The sequence below is a fragment of the Actinosynnema sp. NPDC037264 genome, assembly GCF_055603705.1.
The window spans coordinates 89540-112087 of record NZ_JBVJVK010000025.1; the positions used below are offsets into that span (position 1 = coordinate 89540).

At 72.3% G+C, this 22548-nt stretch carries 19 protein-coding genes; 10 read left to right on the forward strand and 9 right to left on the reverse strand.

Going from position 1 to position 22548, the window contains the following annotated elements; all coding sequences use genetic code 11:
* Positions 1–90 precede the first annotated feature (90 nt).
* Positions 91–459 (reverse strand): hypothetical protein, encoded by a 369-nt coding sequence (locus ACZ7GX_RS25435; RefSeq protein ID WP_498780103.1) that lies wholly within the window; start codon positions 457–459, stop codon positions 91–93.
* A gap of 156 nt (positions 460–615) precedes the next feature.
* Between ACZ7GX_RS25435 and ACZ7GX_RS25440 the strand changes: the two genes are divergently transcribed.
* Complete coding sequence (locus tag ACZ7GX_RS25440; protein ID WP_498780105.1) at positions 616–5850, forward strand: NACHT domain-containing protein; 5235 nt, start codon at positions 616–618, stop codon at positions 5848–5850.
* Here the strand turns inward: ACZ7GX_RS25440 and ACZ7GX_RS25445 are convergent.
* From ACZ7GX_RS25445 to ACZ7GX_RS25460, 4 genes are read right to left on the reverse strand one after another with little or no spacing between them, the layout of a single operon-like run.
* The gene (locus ACZ7GX_RS25445) at positions 5841–7070 is read right to left on the reverse strand and encodes a cupin domain-containing protein (protein WP_498780106.1); all 1230 of its coding nucleotides are present in this window, start codon (positions 7068–7070) and stop codon (positions 5841–5843) included. The two genes, ACZ7GX_RS25440 and ACZ7GX_RS25445, sit on opposite strands and share 10 nt — an antisense overlap.
* 24 nt (positions 7071–7094) lie before the next feature.
* Positions 7095–8231 (reverse strand): cupin domain-containing protein, encoded by a 1137-nt coding sequence (locus ACZ7GX_RS25450; RefSeq protein ID WP_498780107.1) that lies wholly within the window; start codon positions 8229–8231, stop codon positions 7095–7097.
* A gap of 5 nt (positions 8232–8236) precedes the next feature.
* Positions 8237–10030: a GMC family oxidoreductase gene (locus tag ACZ7GX_RS25455; protein WP_498780108.1), complete on the reverse strand. Its 1794-nt coding sequence runs from the start codon at positions 10028–10030 to the stop codon at positions 8237–8239.
* A gap of 4 nt (positions 10031–10034) precedes the next feature.
* Positions 10035–11021, reverse strand: a complete 987-nt coding sequence (locus ACZ7GX_RS25460; RefSeq protein ID WP_498780110.1) for a gluconate 2-dehydrogenase subunit 3 family protein — start codon at positions 11019–11021, stop codon at positions 10035–10037.
* Positions 11022–11287: 266 nt separating this feature from the next.
* On the opposite strand from ACZ7GX_RS25460, the gene ACZ7GX_RS25465 reads away from it, so the two are divergent.
* The 3 genes from ACZ7GX_RS25465 (at position 11288) to ACZ7GX_RS25475 (ending at position 13525) form a co-directional block, all read left to right on the forward strand.
* Entirely contained in the window at positions 11288–12388 is a 1101-nt protein-coding gene (locus ACZ7GX_RS25465) for a serine/threonine-protein kinase (protein WP_498780112.1), read from the forward strand.
* 35 nt (positions 12389–12423) lie between these two features.
* Positions 12424–12924, forward strand: coding sequence for a hypothetical protein (locus ACZ7GX_RS25470; protein WP_498780113.1), 501 nt, complete (start codon positions 12424–12426; stop codon positions 12922–12924).
* Positions 12925–13060: 136 nt separating this feature from the next.
* The gene (locus ACZ7GX_RS25475) at positions 13061–13525 is read left to right on the forward strand and encodes a hypothetical protein (RefSeq protein ID WP_498780115.1); all 465 of its coding nucleotides are present in this window, start codon (positions 13061–13063) and stop codon (positions 13523–13525) included.
* Positions 13526–13531: 6 nt separating this feature from the next.
* On the opposite strand, the gene ACZ7GX_RS25480 is transcribed toward ACZ7GX_RS25475, so the two are convergent.
* The gene (locus ACZ7GX_RS25480) at positions 13532–14035 is read right to left on the reverse strand and encodes an inclusion body family protein (RefSeq protein WP_498780117.1); all 504 of its coding nucleotides are present in this window, start codon (positions 14033–14035) and stop codon (positions 13532–13534) included.
* Positions 14036–14299: 264 nt separating this feature from the next.
* Positions 14300–14905, reverse strand: coding sequence for a TetR/AcrR family transcriptional regulator (locus tag ACZ7GX_RS25485; protein ID WP_498780118.1), 606 nt, complete (start codon positions 14903–14905; stop codon positions 14300–14302).
* A gap of 64 nt (positions 14906–14969) precedes the next feature.
* On the opposite strand from ACZ7GX_RS25485, the gene ACZ7GX_RS25490 reads away from it, so the two are divergent.
* Entirely contained in the window at positions 14970–15869 is a 900-nt protein-coding gene (locus tag ACZ7GX_RS25490; RefSeq protein ID WP_498780120.1) for an oxidoreductase, read from the forward strand.
* Here ACZ7GX_RS25490 and ACZ7GX_RS25495 read toward each other — a convergent pair.
* Both ACZ7GX_RS25495 and ACZ7GX_RS25500 read right to left on the reverse strand, forming a co-directional pair.
* Positions 15866–16486, reverse strand: a complete 621-nt coding sequence (locus ACZ7GX_RS25495; protein ID WP_498780121.1) for a GyrI-like domain-containing protein — start codon at positions 16484–16486, stop codon at positions 15866–15868. The genes ACZ7GX_RS25490 and ACZ7GX_RS25495 overlap by 4 nt on opposite strands.
* Positions 16483–17046, reverse strand: a complete 564-nt coding sequence (locus ACZ7GX_RS25500) for a PadR family transcriptional regulator (protein WP_498780122.1) — start codon at positions 17044–17046, stop codon at positions 16483–16485. Before ACZ7GX_RS25500 ends, ACZ7GX_RS25495 begins: the two co-directional genes overlap by 4 nt.
* A 120-nt stretch (positions 17047–17166) precedes the next feature.
* Here ACZ7GX_RS25500 and ACZ7GX_RS25505 point away from each other — a divergent pair, with 120 nt between their 5' ends.
* From ACZ7GX_RS25505 to ACZ7GX_RS25525, 5 genes are all read left to right on the forward strand, one after another.
* Positions 17167–17964 (forward strand): hypothetical protein, encoded by a 798-nt coding sequence (locus ACZ7GX_RS25505; protein WP_498780124.1) that lies wholly within the window; start codon positions 17167–17169, stop codon positions 17962–17964.
* Positions 17952–18389 carry a PPOX class F420-dependent oxidoreductase gene (locus tag ACZ7GX_RS25510; protein ID WP_498780126.1) on the forward strand — a complete coding sequence of 146 codons (438 nt, stop codon included), beginning with the start codon at positions 17952–17954 and terminating at the stop codon, positions 18387–18389. Before ACZ7GX_RS25505 ends, ACZ7GX_RS25510 begins: the two co-directional genes overlap by 13 nt.
* An 88-nt stretch (positions 18390–18477) precedes the next feature.
* Positions 18478–19311 carry a vWA domain-containing protein gene (locus tag ACZ7GX_RS25515; RefSeq protein WP_498780127.1) on the forward strand — a complete coding sequence of 278 codons (834 nt, stop codon included), beginning with the start codon at positions 18478–18480 and terminating at the stop codon, positions 19309–19311.
* An 8-nt stretch (positions 19312–19319) separates the two neighbouring features.
* The gene (locus ACZ7GX_RS25520; protein WP_498780128.1) at positions 19320–20105 is read left to right on the forward strand and encodes a protein phosphatase 2C domain-containing protein; all 786 of its coding nucleotides are present in this window, start codon (positions 19320–19322) and stop codon (positions 20103–20105) included.
* Positions 20068–22209 carry a serine/threonine-protein kinase gene (locus ACZ7GX_RS25525; protein WP_498780130.1) on the forward strand — a complete coding sequence of 714 codons (2142 nt, stop codon included), beginning with the start codon at positions 20068–20070 and terminating at the stop codon, positions 22207–22209. The genes ACZ7GX_RS25520 and ACZ7GX_RS25525 overlap by 38 nt, the downstream gene beginning before the upstream one ends.
* The last annotated feature ends 339 nt before the right edge of the window (positions 22210–22548 follow it).

The window sequence follows — 22548 nt, forward strand, 5'->3', positions numbered from 1 at the left end:
GTGGGGTTACGAGCTGTCACCCGATAGCGCTAATGCGTACCGCCGTCGAGCGCACCGGGTAGCCGAGCGCGCACGACCTCGCTGGACGGCTCAGGCCTGCCTGGCCAGGAGGATCGCGCCGAACACGACGAAGCTGACGAAGAACGTCGGCAGCGAGGCCAGCACCAACCAGCCGAACGCCAACCACTTGTGCCCGAAGAACCGGCGGATCAGCCAGGCCGAGACCAGGCAGGGCACCACCAGTCGGCCGACCACCATCCCGAGCCCGTACTCGGACGCGGGCAGTCCCTCGAGCACGACCACCGCGACCAGCACGGCGACCACCCAGACCAAGGACGCGAGCAGGCTGCGGCCGAACGACGTGCCGGAGGGCGTCGGGCGGGCGGGCGCGGGAGGGGCGGGCGCGCGAACGGGTTCCTGCGGCGAGGTCGGGAAGGCGGCGTTGCGGTCGAACTCCATGGTTCACCCCGAGGTGCGGTCCGGCTGGTCGTGCCGTTGGGCGGAGCGGGTGCGACCAGCGCAGACGGCGGCGGCAAGGCTACCCCGGCGGACGGTATCCGCGGACCTCGGAACCCGTGGGACCATGCGTTCACCGCGGGCGGGAAGGGGTCGGGGTTGGAGGAGCGCACTCGGTCCACCGAGGTCAACCGGATCGGCGGTGACGTGCGGGGACCCGCCGTGCTGGCCGGCACGATCCACGGCGGCGTGCACATCACCGTGACCGGCACGGAGGTCGGGCCGGGGTCGCCGGACGAGCCGGCGTCGTCGGGACTGCCCGCACCGGTCCGGTTCCTGCTGCGGGCGCAGGTCGACACCGCCCGGGAGATGCCGTACCGATTACCCGGCCCGCGCCGGTCGTCGCTGGTGACGGTGCACGTGCGCCAGGACCTGGGCAGCGGCGTGGACGAGCTCGCGCCGGAGCCACCGCGACCGGCGCCGATCGTGGACGGCCGCGGGCAGGTCGTCGAGCCGCCGAGCCCTCCGGTCACCCGCCTGGCCGTGCGCGCGCCGACCCGGACCGTGTGGGAGGCGTTGGACCGCGACGACCACGTGGTGATCACCGGTGGTCCCGGGCAGGGCAAGTCCACGCTGTCGCTGCGGCTGGCCGCCGACGTCGCCGAGCAGTGGCTCTCCCACGACGGCGAACCCGCGCCGATGGCGGAACGGGTGATGCCCCTGCGGTTGACGGCCCGGGAGCTGGCCGGCCGGCTCGGGCGACCGTTCCCGGAGGCGGTCGCGGAGAGCGCCGGCGTGGAGTACGGCGCCCTGCTCGCCTCTCCCCTGGACCCGCGCGCCCTGGAGGGGCGGATCGCGGGCTGCCGCTGGCTGCTGCTGGTGGACGGCTTGGACGAGGTCGCCGACACCACCGAGCGGGACCGCCTGGTCACCGTGCTGGCCGCGTGGACCGCCGAGCCCTCCTCGCCCTACCGGGTCGTGGTCACCACCCGGCCGATCGAGGGCGCGGCCCTGGCGCCGCTGCAGCGCATCGGCGCCGCCCGCTACGAGCTGCAACCGTTCGACGAACGCGCGCTGCGGCAGTTCGCCCGCAACTGGTTCGGCGACCGGGACCGCGCCTACCGGTTCGTGCGCCAGATCCGCGCCGCCCACCTGGACGAGCTGGCGCGCGTGCCGCTGCTGGCGACGATCGCCGCGATCATCTTCGAGCAGCCGGGCAACCGCCCGTTGCCGGACAACCAGTACGAGCTGTACGAGGCGTACCTGAAGCACCTGCGCACCGCGCACACGGCCGAGCCCGGCCCGTTCGACCCGGTGCGGGACGCGCTGCTGGAGCACCTCGGCCGCGTGCGGCTGGAGGCCGACACCTCCCTCGTCGTCGCCGCGCACGACTGGGCCGCACGCCACCTGCCCGACCTCGCCGGCACGTGGCAGGACGACCTGATCACCTATCTCGCCGCCGTGGGTCCGCTCAGCCGTCGCGGCGAGGACCTCCGGTTCCTGCACCACAGCTTCGCCGAGCACCTCGCCGCCACCGCCAGGGCCAGGCTGCTCCCCGACCGCTTCGACCCCGCGCACGCCGACTTCGCGAGCCTCCTGCACGCCGCCCGCGCCGAGGACCGGGGACGCCACGCCAGTGCCGTGCTGCTGCACCACACCCGCCTGCACCCGGCGGAAGCCGAACGCCTCCTCGAGCACCTGCACGCGGGCGGCTCCGACCAGCACCTCCTGGCCGCCCGCCTGCTCGCCCGGCACCTGCCCGCGGGCCCGGCCGCGGTCGACGGCTTCCTGGGCACCGTGCGGGCGTGGGCGATGACCACCCAGCACCCGGCGCTGAAGATCCTGTCGCAGACCAGCCGTGCCGCCCACCACCCCGGCACCGCCTCGTGGCTGCGCGACCTGATGGACTCGGACGACGCGCCCTGGCCGTCACGGGTCGAGGCGGCGGCGGCGCTCGCGACCAGGCTCCGCGGCGCCGAGTCCGCCGACGCCGCCCGCCTGCTCCGCCGCGTCGTGGACGACTCCGCGATCCCGGTGGAGCACCGGCTCGCCGCGGCTGAAGCGCTGACCGAGTGCGGCCCGGAGGGCCACCGCGCCTCCGACCAAGGCCTGCGCGCCATCCTCGCCTCCCCTTCGGCCACGGCCGAGCAAACGCGCAACGCCGCCGTCGTCCTCGCCGGCTTCGACGGCGAGTCACGCGACCACGCCGTCGCCGCCCTGACCGACCTGCTGGACGACCCCGACGCCCCCGACCAAACCCGCGTCCACGCCGCGACGGGGTTGGTCGAGATCGACGTCGAGCACCACGAGCGCGCCGCCGACGTGTTCCGCGAGGTCTTGCGCACCCGCACCGACTTCGGCGCCGGTTTGCGCGACGCGGCGGTGGGCCTGGCATCCCTGGGCCCGCAGCGTTCCGGCGAAGCCGTCGCCGCCTTGACCAGGCTGATCTCCGATCGACGTGGCGGGCGGGTCCCCGCCGCCGAGGCGCTCGCCGAACTGGGTCCACAACACCGCGCAGCAGCCGTCGACCACCTGCTCACGTTGTCCAAGACATTCGGCTTCGCGTCTACCCGGTCGAACATCGCCCGTTTGCTTGCCGACATGGGGGCGCAGGGTGAGGCTTTGAACCTCCTGCAAGCGATCCTCGCTGACTGGACCACCGACGCCAACGGTAGGTTGTGGGCTGCACAAGAACTCGCCGACCTGGGCCCGGAGCACCGGGAACAGGCCGCAGCCGCGCTGCGCGGCGTGACCACCGACCCGACGGCCTTATTCTCCGACCGGCTGTCGGCGTTCGCCACCTTGGCGGCGTTGGGCGAGCCCTATCGCGCACCGGCGGTAACGTCCCTGCGCACTACGCTGACGGACCGCTCCACCGACGCCTCGGTCCGCATCCAGGCCGGCTCGCGCTTGATCGGCCTGGGTCCCGAGTTCCACGAAGAAGTGGCCCGCCACCTGTCGGAGATCGCCACTAGGCAGGAGGACCCTGACGCCCGGTTGATGGCGTGGCGCACGCTGAGACGCCTCGGCACCGGGTTCCACGAGCGGAGCTCCGCCGCCGTGCTGTCACTGGTCGCGCCGGAGCAGGCAGGGCTCTGGGCCTCGTACCACGATTACCCGACCTTCAACTACGCCGACGTCACTGACCGCGATGCGCACGCCACCGCGATGATCGCCGTGCTGCGTGACCCGGGATGGGACGGCTCGGCACGGCACAGCGCGGCGTCCGCCCTGATCATGCTGGGACGCCCCTACCGGCGCCAGGTCGTCGATGAGGTCGTGCGCATGATCGAGGGGCGGATCTTGCCGGACTCGTGGTTGCTCATGATGACCAGGGACGCCCGCAAGTTGGGCGCGGGTCTGCGCGCCGAGGTGGTAGCCGCGCTGCGGGCGCGGGCGAACGACCCCGACGCGAACGCCACCACGCTGTGCCAAGTGGCAAAGGCGATGGAGGTGTTGGACCACCGGTCCGACCCGGTCGTCGTGGACGGCCTGCGACGTGTCGTCACGGATGACCTGCTGCCCCTGTCGGATCGCAGTGACGCAGCCGTGACGCTGGCCCGTGCGGAGCCGGCCGCAATCGACACCGCGATCGCCCTGGTGATGCGCGAGGACGCCGACACAGCGGCGACGACGTGGACATCCCGCGTTAAGGCGTTGGCCGATCTCGGTGCCGACCTGGTGCCCGCCCTCCGGGCTCGCCTGACCGATGTGGATTCCGACCGCCACCGGCGTCTGTCCACCGCCGCCCTGCTGGCCGACCTGCACCCCGGCTCGCGGGACGAGGCGCTCTCGGAGATCCGCGAGCAAGCCGCCGACACCTGCCTGGAGTTCACGTGGCGCACGGACGCCGTGAGCACGCTCGCCAAGCACGACCCGACCACGGTCGAGGCGGCGGTCGCCTTCCACGCCCAGGTGCTCGACGACGAGTCACAACCGGTGCGCGACCGCGCCGAGGCCGCGTGGCAACTGATGACGCTGGCCCCGGCACGGGGCGAGGTGGCCTTCTCCTCGTTGCGGAGGTTCGCCACGAGCCCGGAGTTCACCGTCGAAGAACGTGCGAACGCACTCGAATGGCTGGTGTACCGCGTACCCCGCGATCGTAAGGTAGCCCGGTTCGTTCAGGCGGTCGTCGACGATCCGGCGGCCCGCCCGAGGGAACGCCGTCAGCTGATCCCCTCGCTGTGGGGCAAGGACCGACTCCGCGCCGAACGCGACCTCCTGGCCGACCACACCGCATCACCGGCGCAGCGGGTCGGTGGCCTCAGCGAGTGGCACGAGCCCGCGCTCGCCGCCGAGGCGGCAGCGGTGCTCCGCGCCGTGATCACCGCAGTGGAGACGATGCCGGCGGCCCGGATCGGCGCCGCCACCGCGCTTGCGGGGCTGTCACCTCGCCTGGCTTCCGAAGCGGTCCGGGTGCTCGAACAGACGACGTGGTCGCGGAGCCTGCGCTTCAACATCCGTCAAGCGCTCATCGGCTTGAAGGGACCAGGCCGCGGGCACCTGATGGCCGAGGACGACACCGCGGCCCGCAACGGCGCCGAAGCCGCGCGCGACCGGGCCGGTGCCGCCCGCCGGATCAGCGTCCTGACCGGCGACACCCCCGAGCGGCTGGTCCCGGTGCTCCACGACTTGACGGAGGCCGGCCGGCTGTCGGACTCCGACCGCCTGCACACGCTCTACGCGTTGAGGCGGTCAGGTGGTCTACGGCAGTTGCGAGCCGTGCGGGACGACGGGCGGACGTCACCCGCGATCCGGTGGCAGGCCGCGACGCTGATCCGGCACCACTCCGTGGGCGACCGCGCCGCCGCCGTTCACACCCTGCACGGCATCGCCACCGATCCCACCTGTCGACCTGCGCTGCGGCGGCAAGTTGCCCACGACCTCATGGCGTTCGGTGAACGGGGCCGCGAACTCGGAGCCGGGTGCCTGTGGGAGATCGCCACGGACGACGGGTTGCCGGTCCTGCCCCGGGTCGATGCCGCCCGCAGGCTTGGGGCGGCACGACCCGACCTGCGGGCACAGGTCGTGCCGCTGTTGAGGCAGTTCCGCACCGCCGAGAACCCGTTGGTCCGCATCCAGGTGTTCGAGGCCATCGGCGTGTTCGACCCGGCCGAGGGCGCGATCGCGTTGCGCGACCTGGCACAGGACCGCGTGCTCCGCCCCGGCGCCCGGCTGCGGGCCGCCGCGGCCTCCGCCGAGCTGCGCCGTGACCACCGCGAGTCCGCCGCCGTCGTCGCCCGCGAGATCGCGCACGACCCGGCCGTCCCGCGCCACCTCCGGGTGAAAGCGGCACGGGCGTTGGCGCGGTGGAGCGAGCTGTGCCGCCCCGAGGCGCGGGCGTTGTTGGTGGAGCTCGGCGTCACGAACCCGGTGGCCGGTGGTCAGTCGTAGCCGCCGAACATGAACAGCGAGATCTGGTGGTCCGACGGGTTGGCCAGGCCGTGCAGGTTGCCGCCCTTCAGCAGCGCCAGGTGGCCCGCCCGCAGCAGGCGCACCTCGAAGCACCGGTCGCGGGCGTCGGGTTCGGCCCAGTCGCCGATCACCATCCAGCCCTCGCCCTCCAGCATCAGGAACGCCTCGGAGTTGTCCCGGTGCCGGTGCAGGCCGATGCCGCACCCGGCGTCCAGCACGTGCAGGTCCATGTACTCGACGGCCAGGAACGGCTCCTCGCCCGCGCCCTTGCGGCCGAAGCCGTCCAGGTTGTACGGCTCCAGCTTCCGCCCCAGCTCGCCCGAGCCGGTGAACCGGAAGTAGTTCGACAGCAGGTTGCGGTACTCCAGAAACCCGATGCCGCCGTGCGGGTTCGGGCTCCGGCCCACCTCCAGGAACGCGTCCCACCCGCGCACCACCATCTGGAACGCGAGCGTCACGGGCCCGACCTCGGCCGAACGGTCCGCGCTGCGCCACCGCAGCACGACCCGCAGCGGGCGGACGGGGTGCAGCAGGTGGTCGGGCGCGACCTCGCGGACGTCCCGGCCGTCCAACCCGGCACGGCCGAACGCGTCCGGCGCGCCACGTGCGAGGTCCGGGCGTGCTTGCAGGATCCCCAGCTTGAGCGACTGCCTGCCGCGCGTGCCGACCCGCGACTCCAGGTCGTCACCGCGGTAGCCCCACAGCTCCACGGCGTAACGCCCGCTGTCCGGGTCGTAAGGGGCTTCCACCTCGGCCCGGCCACCGCCCTCGACCTCCACCTCCACCAGCACCCGGTCGCCGAGCGAACCGCCGTGCGCCCGAGCCAGCGCGCTGTCCGGCCCGGCCCGGTAGGACAGGTGCAGGAACGGCCCGGTCCAGTCGCCGGCCAACGCCCACCCGCGCACCGCCCTGGTGTCGCCCAACCGGAAGTCGGCGACGTTCTGCTTCTGGAAGTCGGTCTTGAAGTCCTGCGCCGCAGGGTCGAGGACGTCGGTGTTCGGGCTGCTCGGCCCGTACAGCTCCAGCCACTCGTGCGGCAGCACGTACTGCAACGACGGCGTGGCGTAGCACTCCAGCTCGGCGGCGAGCCGGGTCTCCTGCACCACCGTGAGCAGCCGTTCCAGCGGGTTGTCCGACGAGTAGTCCGGCGTCGCACCGGGCTCGACGCGGCGCACGGCGTCACCTTGGGGAATCCGCACGGGGGTCACCTCCCATTCAGGGGTTCAGGGCTGGTAGAGGAACGCCACGAACTTCAACGGCTCGTCGCCGTCCGCGCGGATGCCGTGGATGCCGCCGCTCTTGGTGAACAGCGTGCTGCCCGGACCCACGGCCACCTCGCGGCACTGCTTGCGGCCGATGCCGTACACGTGCCGCTCGACGACCGGCTGGCCCGCCGCGGCCGGGTCGTCGTCCACCCCCAGGTAGGCCCGACCGCGGCCGGACACGACGTAGTACAGCTCCTCGGAGCCGATGTGGCGGTGCGTGCCCTCCACCACTCCCGGCGGGATCGTCACCTCGTGGAAGAACACCAGGTCGCCGCCCAGCTCGCGTTGCACGAGCCAGCGCATGTCCAGCACGTTGCCGTCGCCCGCCTCCGGGTTGTCCGCGTCCATCATCGCGTTGCGGTAGCGCACCGGTGGCACCTGCGCCGAGTCGGGGATGAACCACGCGCGCTGGTAGTCGAGCAGGTAGTTCAGGTCGCGCACGGTGTTCCGGTCCGAGGAGGGCGACGGGTCGCGCGGCTCCTGGTGCGAGCGCAGGAAGTTGTTGTCCCACTGGACGTCCGGCACGGGGTGGCCGGTGGGCGTGGTCATCGCCACCTCGCTGAACGCCACCTCCAGCCGGCGCAGCGCCTTGATGTCGACCAACGCCGACGACAGCGACGGCGGACGCGTGATCGGGGCGTTCGCGCCCATCAGCGGCAGCACCCGGTAGTCGTGGTGGGTGTGCTCGGGCGGCTCCAGCGTGTCCCACATCTCCACCGCGTACGCGTCCACCGCCTTGTCGTAGCGCAACGTCACCGTCGCGTCCGCCGTGAGCGCCGCGTCGTCCGGCAGCAGGCGCACCCACGCGTTCACCGAGGCGCCGAGGCGGCGTCCGCGTTCCCGCACCAGTTCGGTGAGCCGTCCGGCGCGGTACTCCAGGCGCAGCACGCTGCACAGCCGCGTGCCGTCGAGGTAGACGCTGCCCTTCATGGCGGTGATGTCCGGGCCGTTGCGGACCTCGTCCACGTCGTAGCGGTACCGGGGACTGCGCGAGGCGTGCAGGTAGCGCGAGTGGTAGATCCGGTCGGGGAAGAACACGACCCGGAAGATCTCGTTCTCCGGCTGGGTGAAGATGTCGTCGAACGCGGGGTCCATGGCCGTCACACCCTCGTGGTGAGCAGGTCGCCGACGCGGAAGGCGTTGGCCTGGATCGTCAGGGTGGGGTTCGCGCCGCCGGAGGTCGGCATGAACGACCCGTCGGTGACGTAGAGGTTGTCGAACAGCCACGCGCGGCAGTCCGGGTCGAGCACCGAGTCGGCCGGGTCCGTGCCGAACCGCGCGCCGCCCAGCACGTGGTTGGCGATGCGCCGCACGTCGTTGCCGACGTGGCCGTGCCCGATCACCTGCACGCCGTCGCCGCCGGCGGCGAGGATGCGGCGGCACTGCTCGGCCAGCACGTCCATCACCGCCCGGTCGTGGGCGTGCCAGCCCTTGTCGATGTGGGCGACGGGCCGGTTCCACTTGTCGCGCACGGTCGGGTGCAGCGTGATCCGGTTGGTGGGCAGCGGCAGCTGGTTGGCCATGAACGCCACCGACAGCTGCCGGCCGAAGTTCTCGGTCAGGTAGCCGTCGAACGCGTCACCGCGCATGTCCAGGTCGTACAGGTAGCCCTTCCACATCGTGTCCATGTCGTTGGCGGCCCACGTGCGCGCCATGCTGATCGGCAGCGCCGAGTCCGACGTGTTGTTGTAGATCGCGCCGCCCGCCCACAGGTTGTTGGCGCGCACGAACTCCGGCGCGGCGCACGCGTCGGTGGCCCAGTCCGAGTCGAGCGTGCGGGACTTGTCGTGGCGGCCCGGCACGCGGGCCGAGGCGCCGCCGAAGCAGTGCGTCAGGAAGTAGCGGCCGAGCAGGTCGTTGCCGTTGATCCGGGCGGCGAAACCGGCGTCCAGCGCGGCGGACAGCTGCAACAGCCGCACCGACTCGATCGCGCTGCACGCCACCACCACGACCGCGCCGCTCACCGTGCGCTCGCGGCCGAGCGGGTCGCGGTAGTGCACGGCGGTCACCCGCGAGCCCGTCGCGGACAGGTGCGTCACGGCGCAGTTCGCGCGCAACGAGAACCCCGGCTCGGTCGAGATCGGGTGCAGCAGCGAGACCCAGGTGTTGGACTTCAGGCCCAGCGGGTCGCCGTAGCGGTTCACGAACGCGGTCTTGATCGACTCGCGGTCCAGCGGCACCGTGCGCCCGCTCGGCACGTGGTCCTCCGTGATGACCGCCAACGGCGTGCGGTAGCGGCGGTAGCCGAGCGCGTCCATCCCGGTGGCGACGTGCGAGCTGATGCTGTTGGGCTCCAGCGGTTTCTGGTAGTGGTCCACGCTCACGGGCTTGAGCTGACCGTCGCGCGTGCCGTTGATGCCGACCAGGTCCTCGGCGCGGCAGTACCACGGCTCCAGCTCGTCGTAGCCGAACGGCCAGTCGCGCGCCTCCCTGGCGACGTCGCCGTTCCCGTCGTCGCGCAGGTCCGAACGCCCCTGGTTCACCGTGCGCAGCCGGAAGTCGTCGGGCGCGAAGCGCAGCGACACACCGCCGTACAGCTGCGTGCCGCCGCCCACGACCTGCGCCGTGTACCCCTCGATGGTGACCTTGTCCCGGCCGTCGACGTCGCGGTAGACGTGCGGCTCGTCGTTCAGGTCCGGCTCGACGTGGCTGGAGTAGAACGACGCGCCGGTGTTCGCCACGCCCTGGACGCGGAGCACCTTCTCCGCGCCGGTGGCGAACTCCTCGTCCCGCTTGAAGTCCGACAGGCCGTCGGGGCTGGTGTGCTGGGCGTGGAACAGCGGCCCCTTCTCCAGCACCAGCACGCGCTTGCCGGCCCGCACCAGCGTGTGGGCGATCGGCGCGCCTCCCGCGCCGCTGCCGATGATCACCGCGTCGAACGTCTCGTCGGCCATGGTCTCATCCCCGGTAGTCGGTGTTGCGGCCCAGCGGCGCTTCGAGCGCCGAGCGCCAGTCGAACTCGAAGCGCTCGGCGAGGTAGGCCCACGCCGCCGCGCCGTTGTTGCCGCCGTGCTTGGGGTGCGCGAAGGCGCCGGTCATCGCGTGGCGGCGGAGCAGGACCAGGAAGTGGCGCGGCTCGCCGTACCGCCCGGTGTCCCAGCCGGGGACGGCGTTCGTGGCCAGCTCGTCGTAGAGGTCCATGAACGCCTGCCTGCCCAGCTCGGCGGGCTCGCGGCCGGGGAAGCGGGCGCGCAGCACGCCGTCGACCAGCCGCAGGCACGTCTTGTAGTCGTCGAGGTTGTGCCGCTCCTCGCGGGCCAGCAGCTTGTCGATGAAGTTGACCACGCCGACCGACTCGTCCAGCAGGAACGCCAGCGGGAACTGCCGGTCGCGCTCGGAGCGGCTGAGCCGGTGGTAGAAGTCGCCCAGGAACCGCCGGTTCTCGGCGAGCTGGAACGGCAGCACCTGCGTGACCAGGCGTTCCAGCAGGCGCAGTTCCCAGCGGTCGAAGCTGATCGGCACGGCGCAGCCGTGGGTGAAGAACCGCGACCACTCCCGGCCGTCGTCAGTGCGCTGCCGCTGCGGGTTCACGGGGTCGAGCACGGACCGACCGTCCACGGCGAACCGGTAGCGGTGCACCTGTCCCTTGCCCACGCGCACGGTGACCGCCCACAGGCCCGTCGGCTCGTCCAGGAACCGGACCGGGCGCAGCGGCACGGGCGTGTGCAGGTCGCCGAACGTGCCCACCACGCCGACCTCGCGCGCCTGGTCGTCGCGGTGCGCGAAGGTGACGTCGTTGAAGCGGTAGGACGTCTCCGCCGACGAACCGTCCCAGTGCGTGTCGACCACCGGGAGGTGGAACGGCTCGGCCACGTCGCCCGCGTCGCGGGCGAGGAAGCGCGTGGTGTGGTTGAGCACGTACTGGTCGTCTCGGGCAACCCGCACGACGGGCATGGTCTTCACCCACCTGATGAGCACACGGGCCGCTGACCCGGTCGCGATCGGACGGCGCGGAGCAGAACGCGGCGCGCACTGGGGACGTCGCGCCGGGCCGGGCCGCGGTTAGCCGGGAGCCCTCGGATTCAGCGCTCCGGGTGAAAACCCCGGCTCCGCCGTAACGAATGACTTTCACGACTCGTCCGGGTCGCCCGGTTTTGTCGGTGGGCTCCGCCATGATGTCGGTCGACCGGATCTTCGGGGAGGGAGTCGCGGTGCGGACGCTGATGAGCGGCACGGCCTGGGCGGACTACGGGCAGCTCTACGTGGCGGGCGGCGAGGGTTCGTTCGGGATGGACGAGTGCTTCGGCGGCCAGGCCAACGGGTTGTGCGGTGGCGCGGTCCCCGGCACGTTGTTCCTGATGACCGGCACGAACGTCGGCGAGGTGGACTTCACCGTGGAGTCGCACGACCAGGCGCCGCCGGTGGGCGAGGAGTGGGAGGACGTGGTCGAGGTGTCCTTCCGCCCCTCTGGGGCCACGGCGCTCTACAGCTGGGCGTACGAGAACTCCTGGCCGTTGGACGGGTTGACGCCGGGCGACTACCGCGTCCGCTACTGCGCGGTGGGGATGGACGACGCGCGCGCCGCGGATCCGCCGAGCCCGTCGCGCGAGCGCTACCTGCTCCAGTTCTGGCCGGCGCCGCCCGAGCCGGACCGGGTCGTCCGGCGGACCAGCGAGCACGCCGCCTACTGGCACCGCTACGCCGCCCGGCAGCCACCGCCACCGACCGCCGAGGAGAAGGCCGAGGCGTTGCGCCGGGCGCGCGAGGAACAGGACCGCGCCGCCGCGCGGGCACGACTGGAGGCGGAGGAACGGCGGTGGGGCGGGCGGCTGCCCCCGGAAGGGCTGCGCCGGCTGCGCGGGATCCCGCTGCTGGTGGTGGGGCTGGACCGCCCGTTGGGCGAGGCGATCGCCGAGGCCGGTCCGGCGGTCCAGCGGGACGTGGCCCGCTGGGCGGCCCGGCGTGCGTTCACCGAGGCCCGGCTGGCCGAGGTCGACTGGATCGCGCCCGCCCTGGCCGCGATGGACCGGGGCGAGCCCTTGCCGCCACCGTTCGCCGACGGGGCGCCCGCCGAGCTCGTGGACTCCCTGCTCGCCGACGGGCGGATCACGCCGGAGGTGACGACCTCGTTGGACGGCAAGCGCGACGTCCTGCAACAGGCGATGGCCCTGCCCGCGCTCTTCGCCGCGCACGGGGAAGATCCGTTGCGGGCCGCGCTGGAGGCGCTGTGGGCGGGCGTCCTGACGTTCGGCCACGGTCGCCACGGCGCCCTGTTCGCCGAGCTGCGCGAGTCCTTCCCCGACCTCGCCTGAACCGGACCGACCACTTCGAGGAAAGGAGTTCACCGGTGCGGACGCTGGTGAGCGGCGCTTGGGTGCACTACAGCCAGGTCTTCGTCGAGAGCGGCGACGTGACGGGCAGCCCGGCGGGCTTCGGCGGCCAGGTCAACGGGTTGTGCGGCGCCGCCATCCCCGGTGCGCTGGCCGTGGTCACCGGCCTGCACACCGGTGACGTCGACTTCACCGTGGAGCTGCACGACCGGCCGCCGCCGCTGGACGACGACTGGGAGGACGTGGTCGAGGTGTCGTTCCGCCCCGCCGGGCCCGCGAACCTGGTCGCCTTGGGCGGCGAGCAGTGGTGGCCGTTGGAAGGGCTGGTCGAGACCGACTACCGGGTCCGGTACTGCGCGACCGGGATGGACGAGGGCCACCTCATGATCTACCGGGAGGACGACGAGCCGTCGACCGAGCGCTACGTGCTCCAGTTCTGGCCCGCCCCCGCCCGAGCCGGACCGGATCGTCAAGCAGACCAGCGCCCAAGCCGCCTACCGGCACCAGCACGCCAGTGAACAGCCGCCTCCCCCGACCCCCGAGGAGAAGGCCGAAAGCGAGCGCCGGGCGCGGGAAGAACGCGAACGGGCCTCCGCACGGGCACGTCTGGAGGCGGAGGAACGCGAGTGGGGCGGGCGGCTGCCCGGCGAGCGGTTGAGACGACTGCGTGGCACGGCGCTGAGCCTCGCGTCGGTCGATCGGTCCCTGGTGGACGCGCTCGCCGGGGCGGAGCCGGCGGTCCAGCGGCAGGTGGCCCGCTGGGCGATCGGGCGTGCGTTCGCCGAAGCGGGGCTCGCCGAGGTCGACTGGATCGCACCCGCCCTGGCCGCGATGGACCGCGGCGAGCCCTTGCCACCGCCGTTCGTGGACACCTTCCAGCCGTGGGACCGCATGATGGCCGACCCGCGGGTCCCCCAGACGGTGGTGACCACGCTGGACGGCCGCCACGACAACTTCAGCCAACAGGCGATGGCCCTGCCCGCGATCTTCGCCGAACAGGAGTCGGACCCGATGGTGGCCGCTTTCGACGCGGTCTGGTCGAGTGTGGCCACCTACGGACCCGGGCGGTACGACGTGCTGTTGCGGGAACTCCGCGAGGCCTTCCCCGCCATTTCGTGACGTGCGTCAGTCCTGAATGCTGATGAACGGGTCCCAGTAGTAGTAACCCAGCTTCGCACCCGTGTGGTCGAGGATCATGAAGCTGAAGTGGTAGGTGACCGACCCCGTTTCCAGGACGGTGCACTGCCAGTAGAAGCTGTTGATTTTCTGGGTGGTCGGGTCCAACGGGTCGTGGCTGTTCGGCAACGGCTCGTTGACGACCACCGATTTCGGCTCGGGCGTGTCGATCAGGTTCGCCCCCGACGAGGCGTCGAACTTGTAGAGGACGCTCGTGTACTTGGAGTTCAGGGACAACGTCGTCTCACGCCACCTGATGATGTCGTCCGGCGACGCCTTGACGGTCAACTCGCTGCCCGGAGAGCCGATGATGTGGTCCTGCCGCGCGGTCATGTAGATCAGGTCGCTGCTGTCGGGAATCGCCGTCGGCCGGTCCGGGTCGGAGTTCTTGCCGTAATTCTCGATAATGGTTTCGGCGTCGATGACGATGAGCACGTTGATGAAATCCGACATACCCCAGTTCCTCCTGTCGCCCACCGGTAGATCCGTTGCCAACAATTCCGCACCCGCGCCTCGGGCGTCAATCGTCCGTACCAGTGATGCCATTCGACTCGCGCCGCCCGCGCCCGACCAACCGGAATATCCGAATTCTCGACGCCGTGGACTGCGCGCGTCACCCCGTTGCGCCAGGGAAATTCTACGGAAAGTAGAGCCACCCGCACGTGAAGCCGGAAAAGGAGCATTGGACGACTCGACCGCACGCGCGACGGGCGGGCGTTACCCGAGCGGGCGGGCGCCCCGCAGGAATTGGTCGACGGCGGTCTCCACGAGGCCGTCGAGCAGCTCGGGCTTGACGATGTTGCCGTTGATGATCGTGGCGATGCCCTGGAGGGTCGCGAACAGCACGATCCCGATCCGCTCGGGGTCGCCCGCTTCGAGCGCGCCCTGTGCCTGCCCTTGTCGGATCAGGTCGTCCATCAGCCGGAACGGCGCCTCGGCCGCCTCGACGATCCGCTCCGCACCCGGCCGGTGCTTGCTGCTGTACATCAGTTCGAGGAGCGCGGCGTTCTCGGTGGCGAACCGGGTGTAGGCCGTCATCGTCGCCCGCACGCGGGCCGGGAACTCCTCGCCCGCCTCCGCCAACGCGGTGCGCAACCCGGCGTCCAAGCGGGCGAACCCGGATACGGCCAGGGCGTCGAGCAGCGCTTGGCGGTCCGGGAAGTGGCGACGCGGTGCGGCGTGGCTGACGCCGATCTCCCTGGCCAGGTCGCGCAGCGACAGCTGGTCCGCGCCGTGCTCGCGCAAGCCGCGCTCGGCCGCGTCGAGCAGCGCGGTGCGCAGGTTCCCGTGGTGGTAGGGCCGCTCCGGGGTCGCTTCGGGCACCGGGCCACCCTAGCGAACGGTGTTTTCGTTGACAACATAGTTGTCAGTGCCTACTTTGTAGCTCATGACAACATTCAGCGCCTCGGACGTCCCTCCCCTGCCCGGCCGCACCGTCGTCGTCACCGGAGCGAACAGCGGGATCGGTCGCGTCGCCGCCCGCGTGCTCGCCGCCAAAGGGGCACGGGTCGTGCTGGCCGTGCGCGACCCCGAGAAGGGTCGGGAGGCCGCCGCCACCATGGCCGGGCGGGTGGAGGTCCGGCGGCTCGACCTCGCCGACCTCTCCTCGGTCCGCGCGTTCGCCGACGACCTCACCGACCCCGTCGACCTGCTGATCAACAACGCGGGCGTGATGATCCCGCCGCTCACCCGCACGGCCGACGGTTTCGAGCTGCAGTTCGGGACCAACCACCTCGGCCACTTCGCGCTCACAAACCTGCTGCTGCCGCGGATCCGGGGCCGCGTCGTCACCGTCTCGTCCAACGCCCACAAGGTGGGCTCGATCGACTTCGACGACCTGAACCGGGAACGCAAGCCGTACCGGGCGATGTCGGCCTACGCGCAGTCCAAGCTCGCGAACCTGCTGTTCACCTCGGAGCTGCAACGGCGGCTCACCGCGGCCGGCTCACCGGTGATCGCGACCGCCGCGCACCCCGGCCTGGCGACCACGAACCTGCTGAAGCCCGACGGTCGGCGACGCGTGCGCGAACTGGCGCAGAGGGCCGCGACCGGCCTGCTCGCCCAGAGCGAGGACGACGGCGCCCTGCCGACGCTCTACGCGGCCGTGGCCGACATCCCGGGCGACAGCTACGCGGGCCCGAGCGGTTTCCTGGAGGGACGCGGCGCGCCGAAGCTGGTCGGCCGCTCGGCGAGGGCGCGGGACGCCGGGACGGCACGCCGCCTGTGGGAGGTCTCCGAGAAGCTGACCGGAGCCGTCTTCCCCCGACCCTCCGAGCACCCCGCCTAGCCGGGTCGAACGGGTTGGCGCAGCACCGTCCTGAGCTTCTCGGGCGCGGTCTTGCGGGGGTCGCCGACGTAGACCTCGTGGTGCAGCCCGGTCATCCGCAGCCCGTTGGCCTGGAGCCACTCGTCGTGGAGCCTGGCCAACACCGGCCCTTCGTCGTCGTAGGACCCGATGTGCAGGACCTGGGCGCTGGTCCCCTCGTGCAGGACCTCCCGGCGCAGACCGTCGACGGCGGGGAGCTCCTTCTTCGCCGACGCGACCCGCTTGGCGTCCTCGATCGCCTCCTCGGTGATCCAGTCCGGTTGGCTGATGAGCATCCGCCAGTGCCAGGAGTCCTTGGCGCGGGCGGTGAAGACCGCCGGGTCGTCCGCCCACCACAGCCCTTCCAGCGGCGCGACGACGAGGTCGCGGCCCTCGCGCTTGCTCGCGAACTTGATCGTGTAGGCGACGGAGTAGAGCGCTTGGACGGCGTCGGCGTACTCGGCGCTGGTGTTGGGGTCGCCGCGACCGTCGACGGCGATGAACTGCTGCTCGGGCACGTCGACGAGCGCCCAGTCGGTGTTCTTGGGCGCGTAGAGCTGCTTGAGCTCCCGCTTGACGTCGTAGCGGTCCGGGCTCATCGTCCGCCGTCCTCCTGGTCGGGTGAATCGGTCAGTTCGGCCTGGTAGGCGGCCAGCCAGTGCTGTTCGGCCGTCAACTGGGCCAGCGAGTAGTCGAAGATCGCCCGGGCGAAGCGGGGCGCGTGCGGCTGGGCGGCGACGGCCGCGCGGAGCTCGGCGATCTTCTCCGCCACCGAGGCGGCACGGTGGGCGAGGGCCGCGCGGAGCCGTTCGGGCGGGATGACGGGCTGGTTCGCCAGCCCGACGAGGACGCGCGGGAACACCGGCCGCAGCTCGGCCACCGCCGCTTCGGCCGCCCGCGCGCACGCCCGGCGCCCCTCCTCGGTCGGGCCGAAGACCTTGCGGGCCCTGCCCCGGCCGGACGCCCGCGGGTCGACCTCCGCCACCAGGCCGCGGTCGCGCAGCTTGCCCAGCAGGTAGTAGATGGAGCTGAACCCGATCTCGGTCCACTCCCTCATGCCGCGGGCGGTGATCACCTCTTCCAGCTCGTAGCCGTGCCGGGGTCGTTCGACCAGCAGACCCAGCAGGGTCAGTTCGGCGGGGGTCAGCTCCGAGGGCACCCACCTATTCTAGTACTAGAATAAGGCCTGCGGAACCCGACGGTCGCGTTCACCGAGCACCACCGCCGGCCCCGGAGACAAACTGGACGGACGACCTCGTGGCACGGGAGGGATGCCCCGGTGAAGACCCGAACGACCGCCGTGCTCGCCGTGTGCGTCGCCGCCGGTCTCGTCGCGAGCCTGGTGCTCCTGCGGCGGTCCGGCCCGGACGCGCCGTCGTCCTCGTCCGGCACGCCGACGACCGGGGCGGACGTGCGGGTCGGCGTCCGGATCAGCGATCGCGAGGCCGAGCAGGGGTGGTTCCTGATGGCGTCGCAGGACGTGGCCCGGCGGACGCCGCCCGAGGACGTCTCGGACTGCCGCGCCTTGCACGCCTGGGCGTTGCGGGAGGGCGCGCTCCCCGTCGGCGACGCCGCGCACACCGTCACCTTCTCGGCGGACCGCCGCACCACGATCGAGAGCACCTACATGCGGGTCGTGCCGGACCCGACGCCCTACCCCGGTGAGCACGCGCCCGTGGTCCGGCTCGTGTGCCTGCCCCGCCCCGGCGCCACGCCCCCGTTCCCGGAACCGGCCGAGGCGCGCTTCCGCGTCAACAGCGGCTCCGGGCCGGTGACCTTCGAGGAACGGCACCAGGTCGAGCCGGGCGCCGACGCCGGGTTCGACGTCGTGCTCGACCTGACCGGCACGACCGGCCCGTTCGCCTACCGCGTCGAGGTCGGCGTCGCCGAGGGCGGCGAGTTCCGCATGGTCCCGGTCAACGGCGGCGACGACGTGTTCTTCGCGACCGAGGACGGCGGCGGCATGGGGTACCGGCCCGCGACGACCACGTGGACGATGAGCCCCACCCGCACCCGGACCGACTGCCCGGCGGTGACCGATCCGGGCCCGAACCAGGAGCCCGCGTGCACGAACTGAACGAGCAGGTCAAGGCACGGCTGCTAGCGCCGACCTTCTGGCACGTGGCCACGCTGAACCCGGACGGCTCGCCGCAGGTGACGCCCATGTGGGTCGACCTCGTCGGCGACCACGTCGTGTTCAACACCGCGCTCGGCCGCGTGAAGGAGGAGAACCTGCGCCGCGACCCGCGGCTGTCCCTGTCCTGCGTGAGCACCGAGAACCCGTACGACCGGATGGAGATCCGGGGTCGCGCGGTCCGGTTCGTCGTGGGCGACGAGGCCGAGCGCGGCATGGACCTGTTGGCGCGCAAGTACCTCGGGACCGAGCGGTTCGAGTGGCGGATCCCCGGCGAACGGCGGGTGATGGTGCTGGTCGAGCCCACCCGCGTGCGGCACACCGTCGGCGTCGAACCGTTCCGGCGCGGCATCCTGCCGGAGGGCTGAGTGGTGACACCCGGACGCGCCCGCCTTCGATAGCGCTAGCCTTTCGGGTGATCCGCACACCGTGCCGTGGGAGAGCTGGACACCCTTCGTGACCTACACAGCCGAGATCAGCCGCGCCAACCCGTCCTGCTTCGTGTTCCTGGTCGACCAGTCGGCGTCGATGAACGACCCGATCGGCGGCGGGAGGCAGCGCAAGGCCGACGTGGTCGCCGACGCGCTCAACCGGCTGCTCGCCGAGCTGAGCGTGAAGTGCGCCAAGGAGGAAGGCGTCCGCGACTACTTCCACGTCGCCGTCATCGGCTACGGGCACGCGGTCGGCTCCGCGTTCACCGGCCCGCTCGCGGGGCGCGACCTCGTGCCGCTCAGCCAGGTCGCGGAGAAGCCGGCGCGGGTGGAGAAGCGGACCAAGAAGGTGCCGGACGGCGCGGGTGGCCTGGTCGAGACGACGACCCGCTTCCCGGTCTGGGTCGACCCGGTCGCCCACGGCGCCACGCCGATGTGCCGCGCGCTGGCCTCGGCCGAGTCGCTGGTGTCGGACTGGGTGTCCCGGCACCCGGACGGCTTCCCGCCGATCGTGCTCAACCTGACCGACGGCGAGTCCACCGACGGCGACCCGGCCGGCGCCGCGTGGGGCGTGCAGACGCACGTCACCGCGGACGGCGCGGCGCTGCTGTTCAACCTGCACGTCTCCGCCGCCGACGCGGTGCCGGTGACGTTCCCCGACACCGACGGCGCGCTGCCGGACGCCTACGCGCGCACCCTGTTCGGCATGTCCAGCCTGCTGCCGCCCCACATGCGCTTCTACGCGCTCCAGCAGGGCGTGCCGGCCGGCGACCTGGCGCGCGGGTTCGTCTACAACGCCGACATCACCTCGCTCGTGCAGTTCCTGGACATCGGGACCCGTGCGACGGACCTGCGCTGAGCAGCGGCATGGTCACCTCTTCCCTCCGCGTGCCCAAGCAGGGCAACACAGCGCGGGAATGCGAGGACGCCGCTCACGTCGAGGCGGCGCCGGACGGACCGGTGCTGGCGGCCGTGGCCGACGGCGCGTCGGAGAGCCTGCTCGCGGGCGAGTGGGCCGACCTGCTGACGCGGACCACCACCGACGCCGCGCGGGACGACGACTGCGCGCTGCGGGACGTGGACCGGTTCGCCGCGGCGCTGGTGCGCGCCGGGGAGGCGTGGGGCGAGTGGCTCGCGGACTACGTGGCCGCGCGCGAGGCCGACGACCGCCCGATCGCCTGGTACGAGCAGCCCAAGCTGGACCGCGGCCCGCACGCCGCGGTGCTCGCCGCGCGGTTCGACACCGAGCCGTCCGGGTCGACCCGGTGGGATGTCGCCGCGTTGGGTGACAGCTGCCTGTTCCACACCCGCGACGACCGGCTGCTGCGCGCGTTCCCGATCGAGTCGGCGGAGGCGTTCGACAACGCGCCGGGCCTGGTCAACGCGTTCCAGCGCGACCACGAGCTGCTGGCCCGGCACGTGCGGACGGCGTCGGGCACGGCGGAACGCGGCGACGGGTTCTTCCTCTGCACGGACGCGCTCGCGGCCTGGTTCCTGCGGGCGGCGGACCGAGGTGACCGACCGTGGCAGCTGCTGGCGAAGTTCACGCGATCCAGTGATCTCGACGGGCTCACGGCCTGGTTGGCGACCGCACGGGCGGAGGGGTTGATGCGCAATGACGACGTCACCGTCGTCCACGTCGACCTCGGGTGACGGGCCCGCCCGCGCGTGGCCGTCGGGCGCGACCTACGTCGAGGCGTTGCAGGACACCGCGTTGTGCTTCCGCGGCATGGACCTCGCCGGGGCCGACGTGCGGGTCGACGCGTTGGGCCGCCCGCGCGCGATCTCCGGCAACTTCGCCGGCGTCTTCTCGGTCACGGCCACCGACGGCACCCGGTACGCGATCAAGTGCTTCACCCGCGAGGCGCCGGAGCAGGCGGCCCGCTACCGCGCCGTCGGCGAGCACCTGGCGCGCCTGGACGACGACTGGGCGGTCGGCTTCGACTACCTCGACCCGGGCATCCTCGTGGAGGGCGTCTGGCGCCCCGTGCTGCGGATGGAGTGGGTGGAGGCGGTCAACCTCCTGCGCTGGATCGACCGGCACGTCGAGGACTCCGCGGCCGTCTCGCGCGTCGCCGAGCGGTTCGCCGACCTGGTCGACCGGCTCGCCGCGGCGGGCGTCGGGCACGGCGACCTCCAGCACGGCAACCTCCTGATCACCGCCGACGGCTCGATCAAGCTGGTCGACTACGACGGCGTGTACGTGCCCGCGCTCGCCGGGCTGCCCGCCGCCGAGACCGGGCACCGCAACTACCAGTCGCCCGACCGCACCGCGGCCGAGTTCGGCCCGGAGGTCGACCGGTTCTCGTCCTGGGTGGTCTACCTGTCGCTGGTGGCCCTGGCGACCGACCCCTCGCTGTGGCGGCAACTGCGCGACGAGGACGCCGAGCACCTGCTGCTCGCCGAGTCCGACTTCGTCGACCCGGCGGGCTCGTTCCGGCTCGCCACGCTGACCGGTCACCCCGACGCGCGCTTGCGCGGGCTCGCCGAACGCTTCCAGGAGATCCTGCTCCACCACCGCGCCGCTCCCCCGCCGCTCGAACGGCTCGGCGACGTGGAGCCATCGGGCGGGAATTTCGCAGCCGTGGAGCCAGTCGGCCCCGGCCTGCCCTCGTGGCTGGCGGAACGCCTCGAACCGCACCTGCCCGCGCCGCCACCCGCGGTGCGGTTCGGCCGTCGCCCGGCCTCGCTGGCCGCACTGACGTGGGTGCTCGCGGTGCTGCTGCCGTTCGGCGGGGCGGCGGCGATCCTGGTGGACGAGGCGCTCGCGGTCGCGGACGTGTCCGCGGTGCTGGCGTGGGCGGCGGCCACGGCGGCGGGTTACCGGCGTCAGCCCGAGTCCACCCGCGCCCGTGCCGCGCGGGCCGAGCGCAACCGGCTCGCCGACGCCCGCCTGGCCGCCGCCGCCCACGCCACGCGGGTCGACCGGGAGGCCCGGCAGGTCGCCGAGGCGAGTGAGCGGGCCAAGGCGGAGCAGGACCGGCGGCGCCGGGACCTGCAGCAGTGGCACGACGAACGCCTCCGCGCGCACCAGCGGACCGTGAAGGAGCACCTGGACCGGATCGACCGCGACCGGCAGGGATCGGCGGCCCGGATGCACCTGGAGGAGCAGCGGTTGCTGGTCCGGCGGCAGAAGGCGCACCTGCGCGCGGAGCTGGCGAAGTTCCGCCTCGCGACCGCCGGCGTCGAGGGCGTCGGGCCCCAGCAGATCGCCAACCTCGAAGCGGTCGGCATCCGCACCGCGGCCGATTTCGTCGGCGTCCGCTACGAGGCGGACGGCCTCGACCGGGTGGCGATCTTCGTCCTGGTCGACGGTCGCGCCGTGAGCGCCGCGCGGGTCGGCGAGGTGTCCGCGGTGCTCATCGACCAGTGGCGGGAACGGCGGACCGCCGAGGCCGAGGCCGATCGACCCACCACGCTGACCCCGGTGGAGCAGCGGGCGCTGCGGATCCGGTTCGCCGCGGAACGGGCCCGGCTCGACACCGAGCACCGGCAGGTGCTGGCCGAGGCCGAGACGAGGGTCGCCGAGCTGCGGGCCGAGCTGCGCGCCGGACAGGTCGCCCTCGCCGACGAGATGAGGACCGCCAACACGACGACCGCGCACACCCGCGTGGACCACGACCGGTCGGTGGCCGAAGCCGCCGTGCGCCTCGAACGTGCCGAGCGGGCCGCCGCCGAGGGCGTCACGCGCGCCGACGCGTTCCGGCCCATCACCTACCGCCGGTACCTCCGCTTCCTCCTCACCGGCCGGAACTGACGCCTCCGCCACCGCGTCACGGGTCGGCGACCCGTGACCGCCGCGCGCGTCCGGCGAGCGCCAAGTGAGACCGCGAACTGAACCGAGACGCCGAGATTCATTGACACGTTTCGGCGGTCTGCTCGAAACTTTAGGAAGACCGCACCGATCGTCGTTCGGTGTTCTCGTCTCCACACCTCGTCTCAAAGGAGAGCCCTGGTGATCATCAGTTCAGGCCGCTTGAGAGTCCGCGCGGCGGTGCTCATGTTGGCGATAGCGACGTTGGCGCTGGCCGGGACGTTGACGGCGGTGGCGCGGTCGACGACCGCGACCGCGGCGGCGTCGGGTGATGTGGTGGCG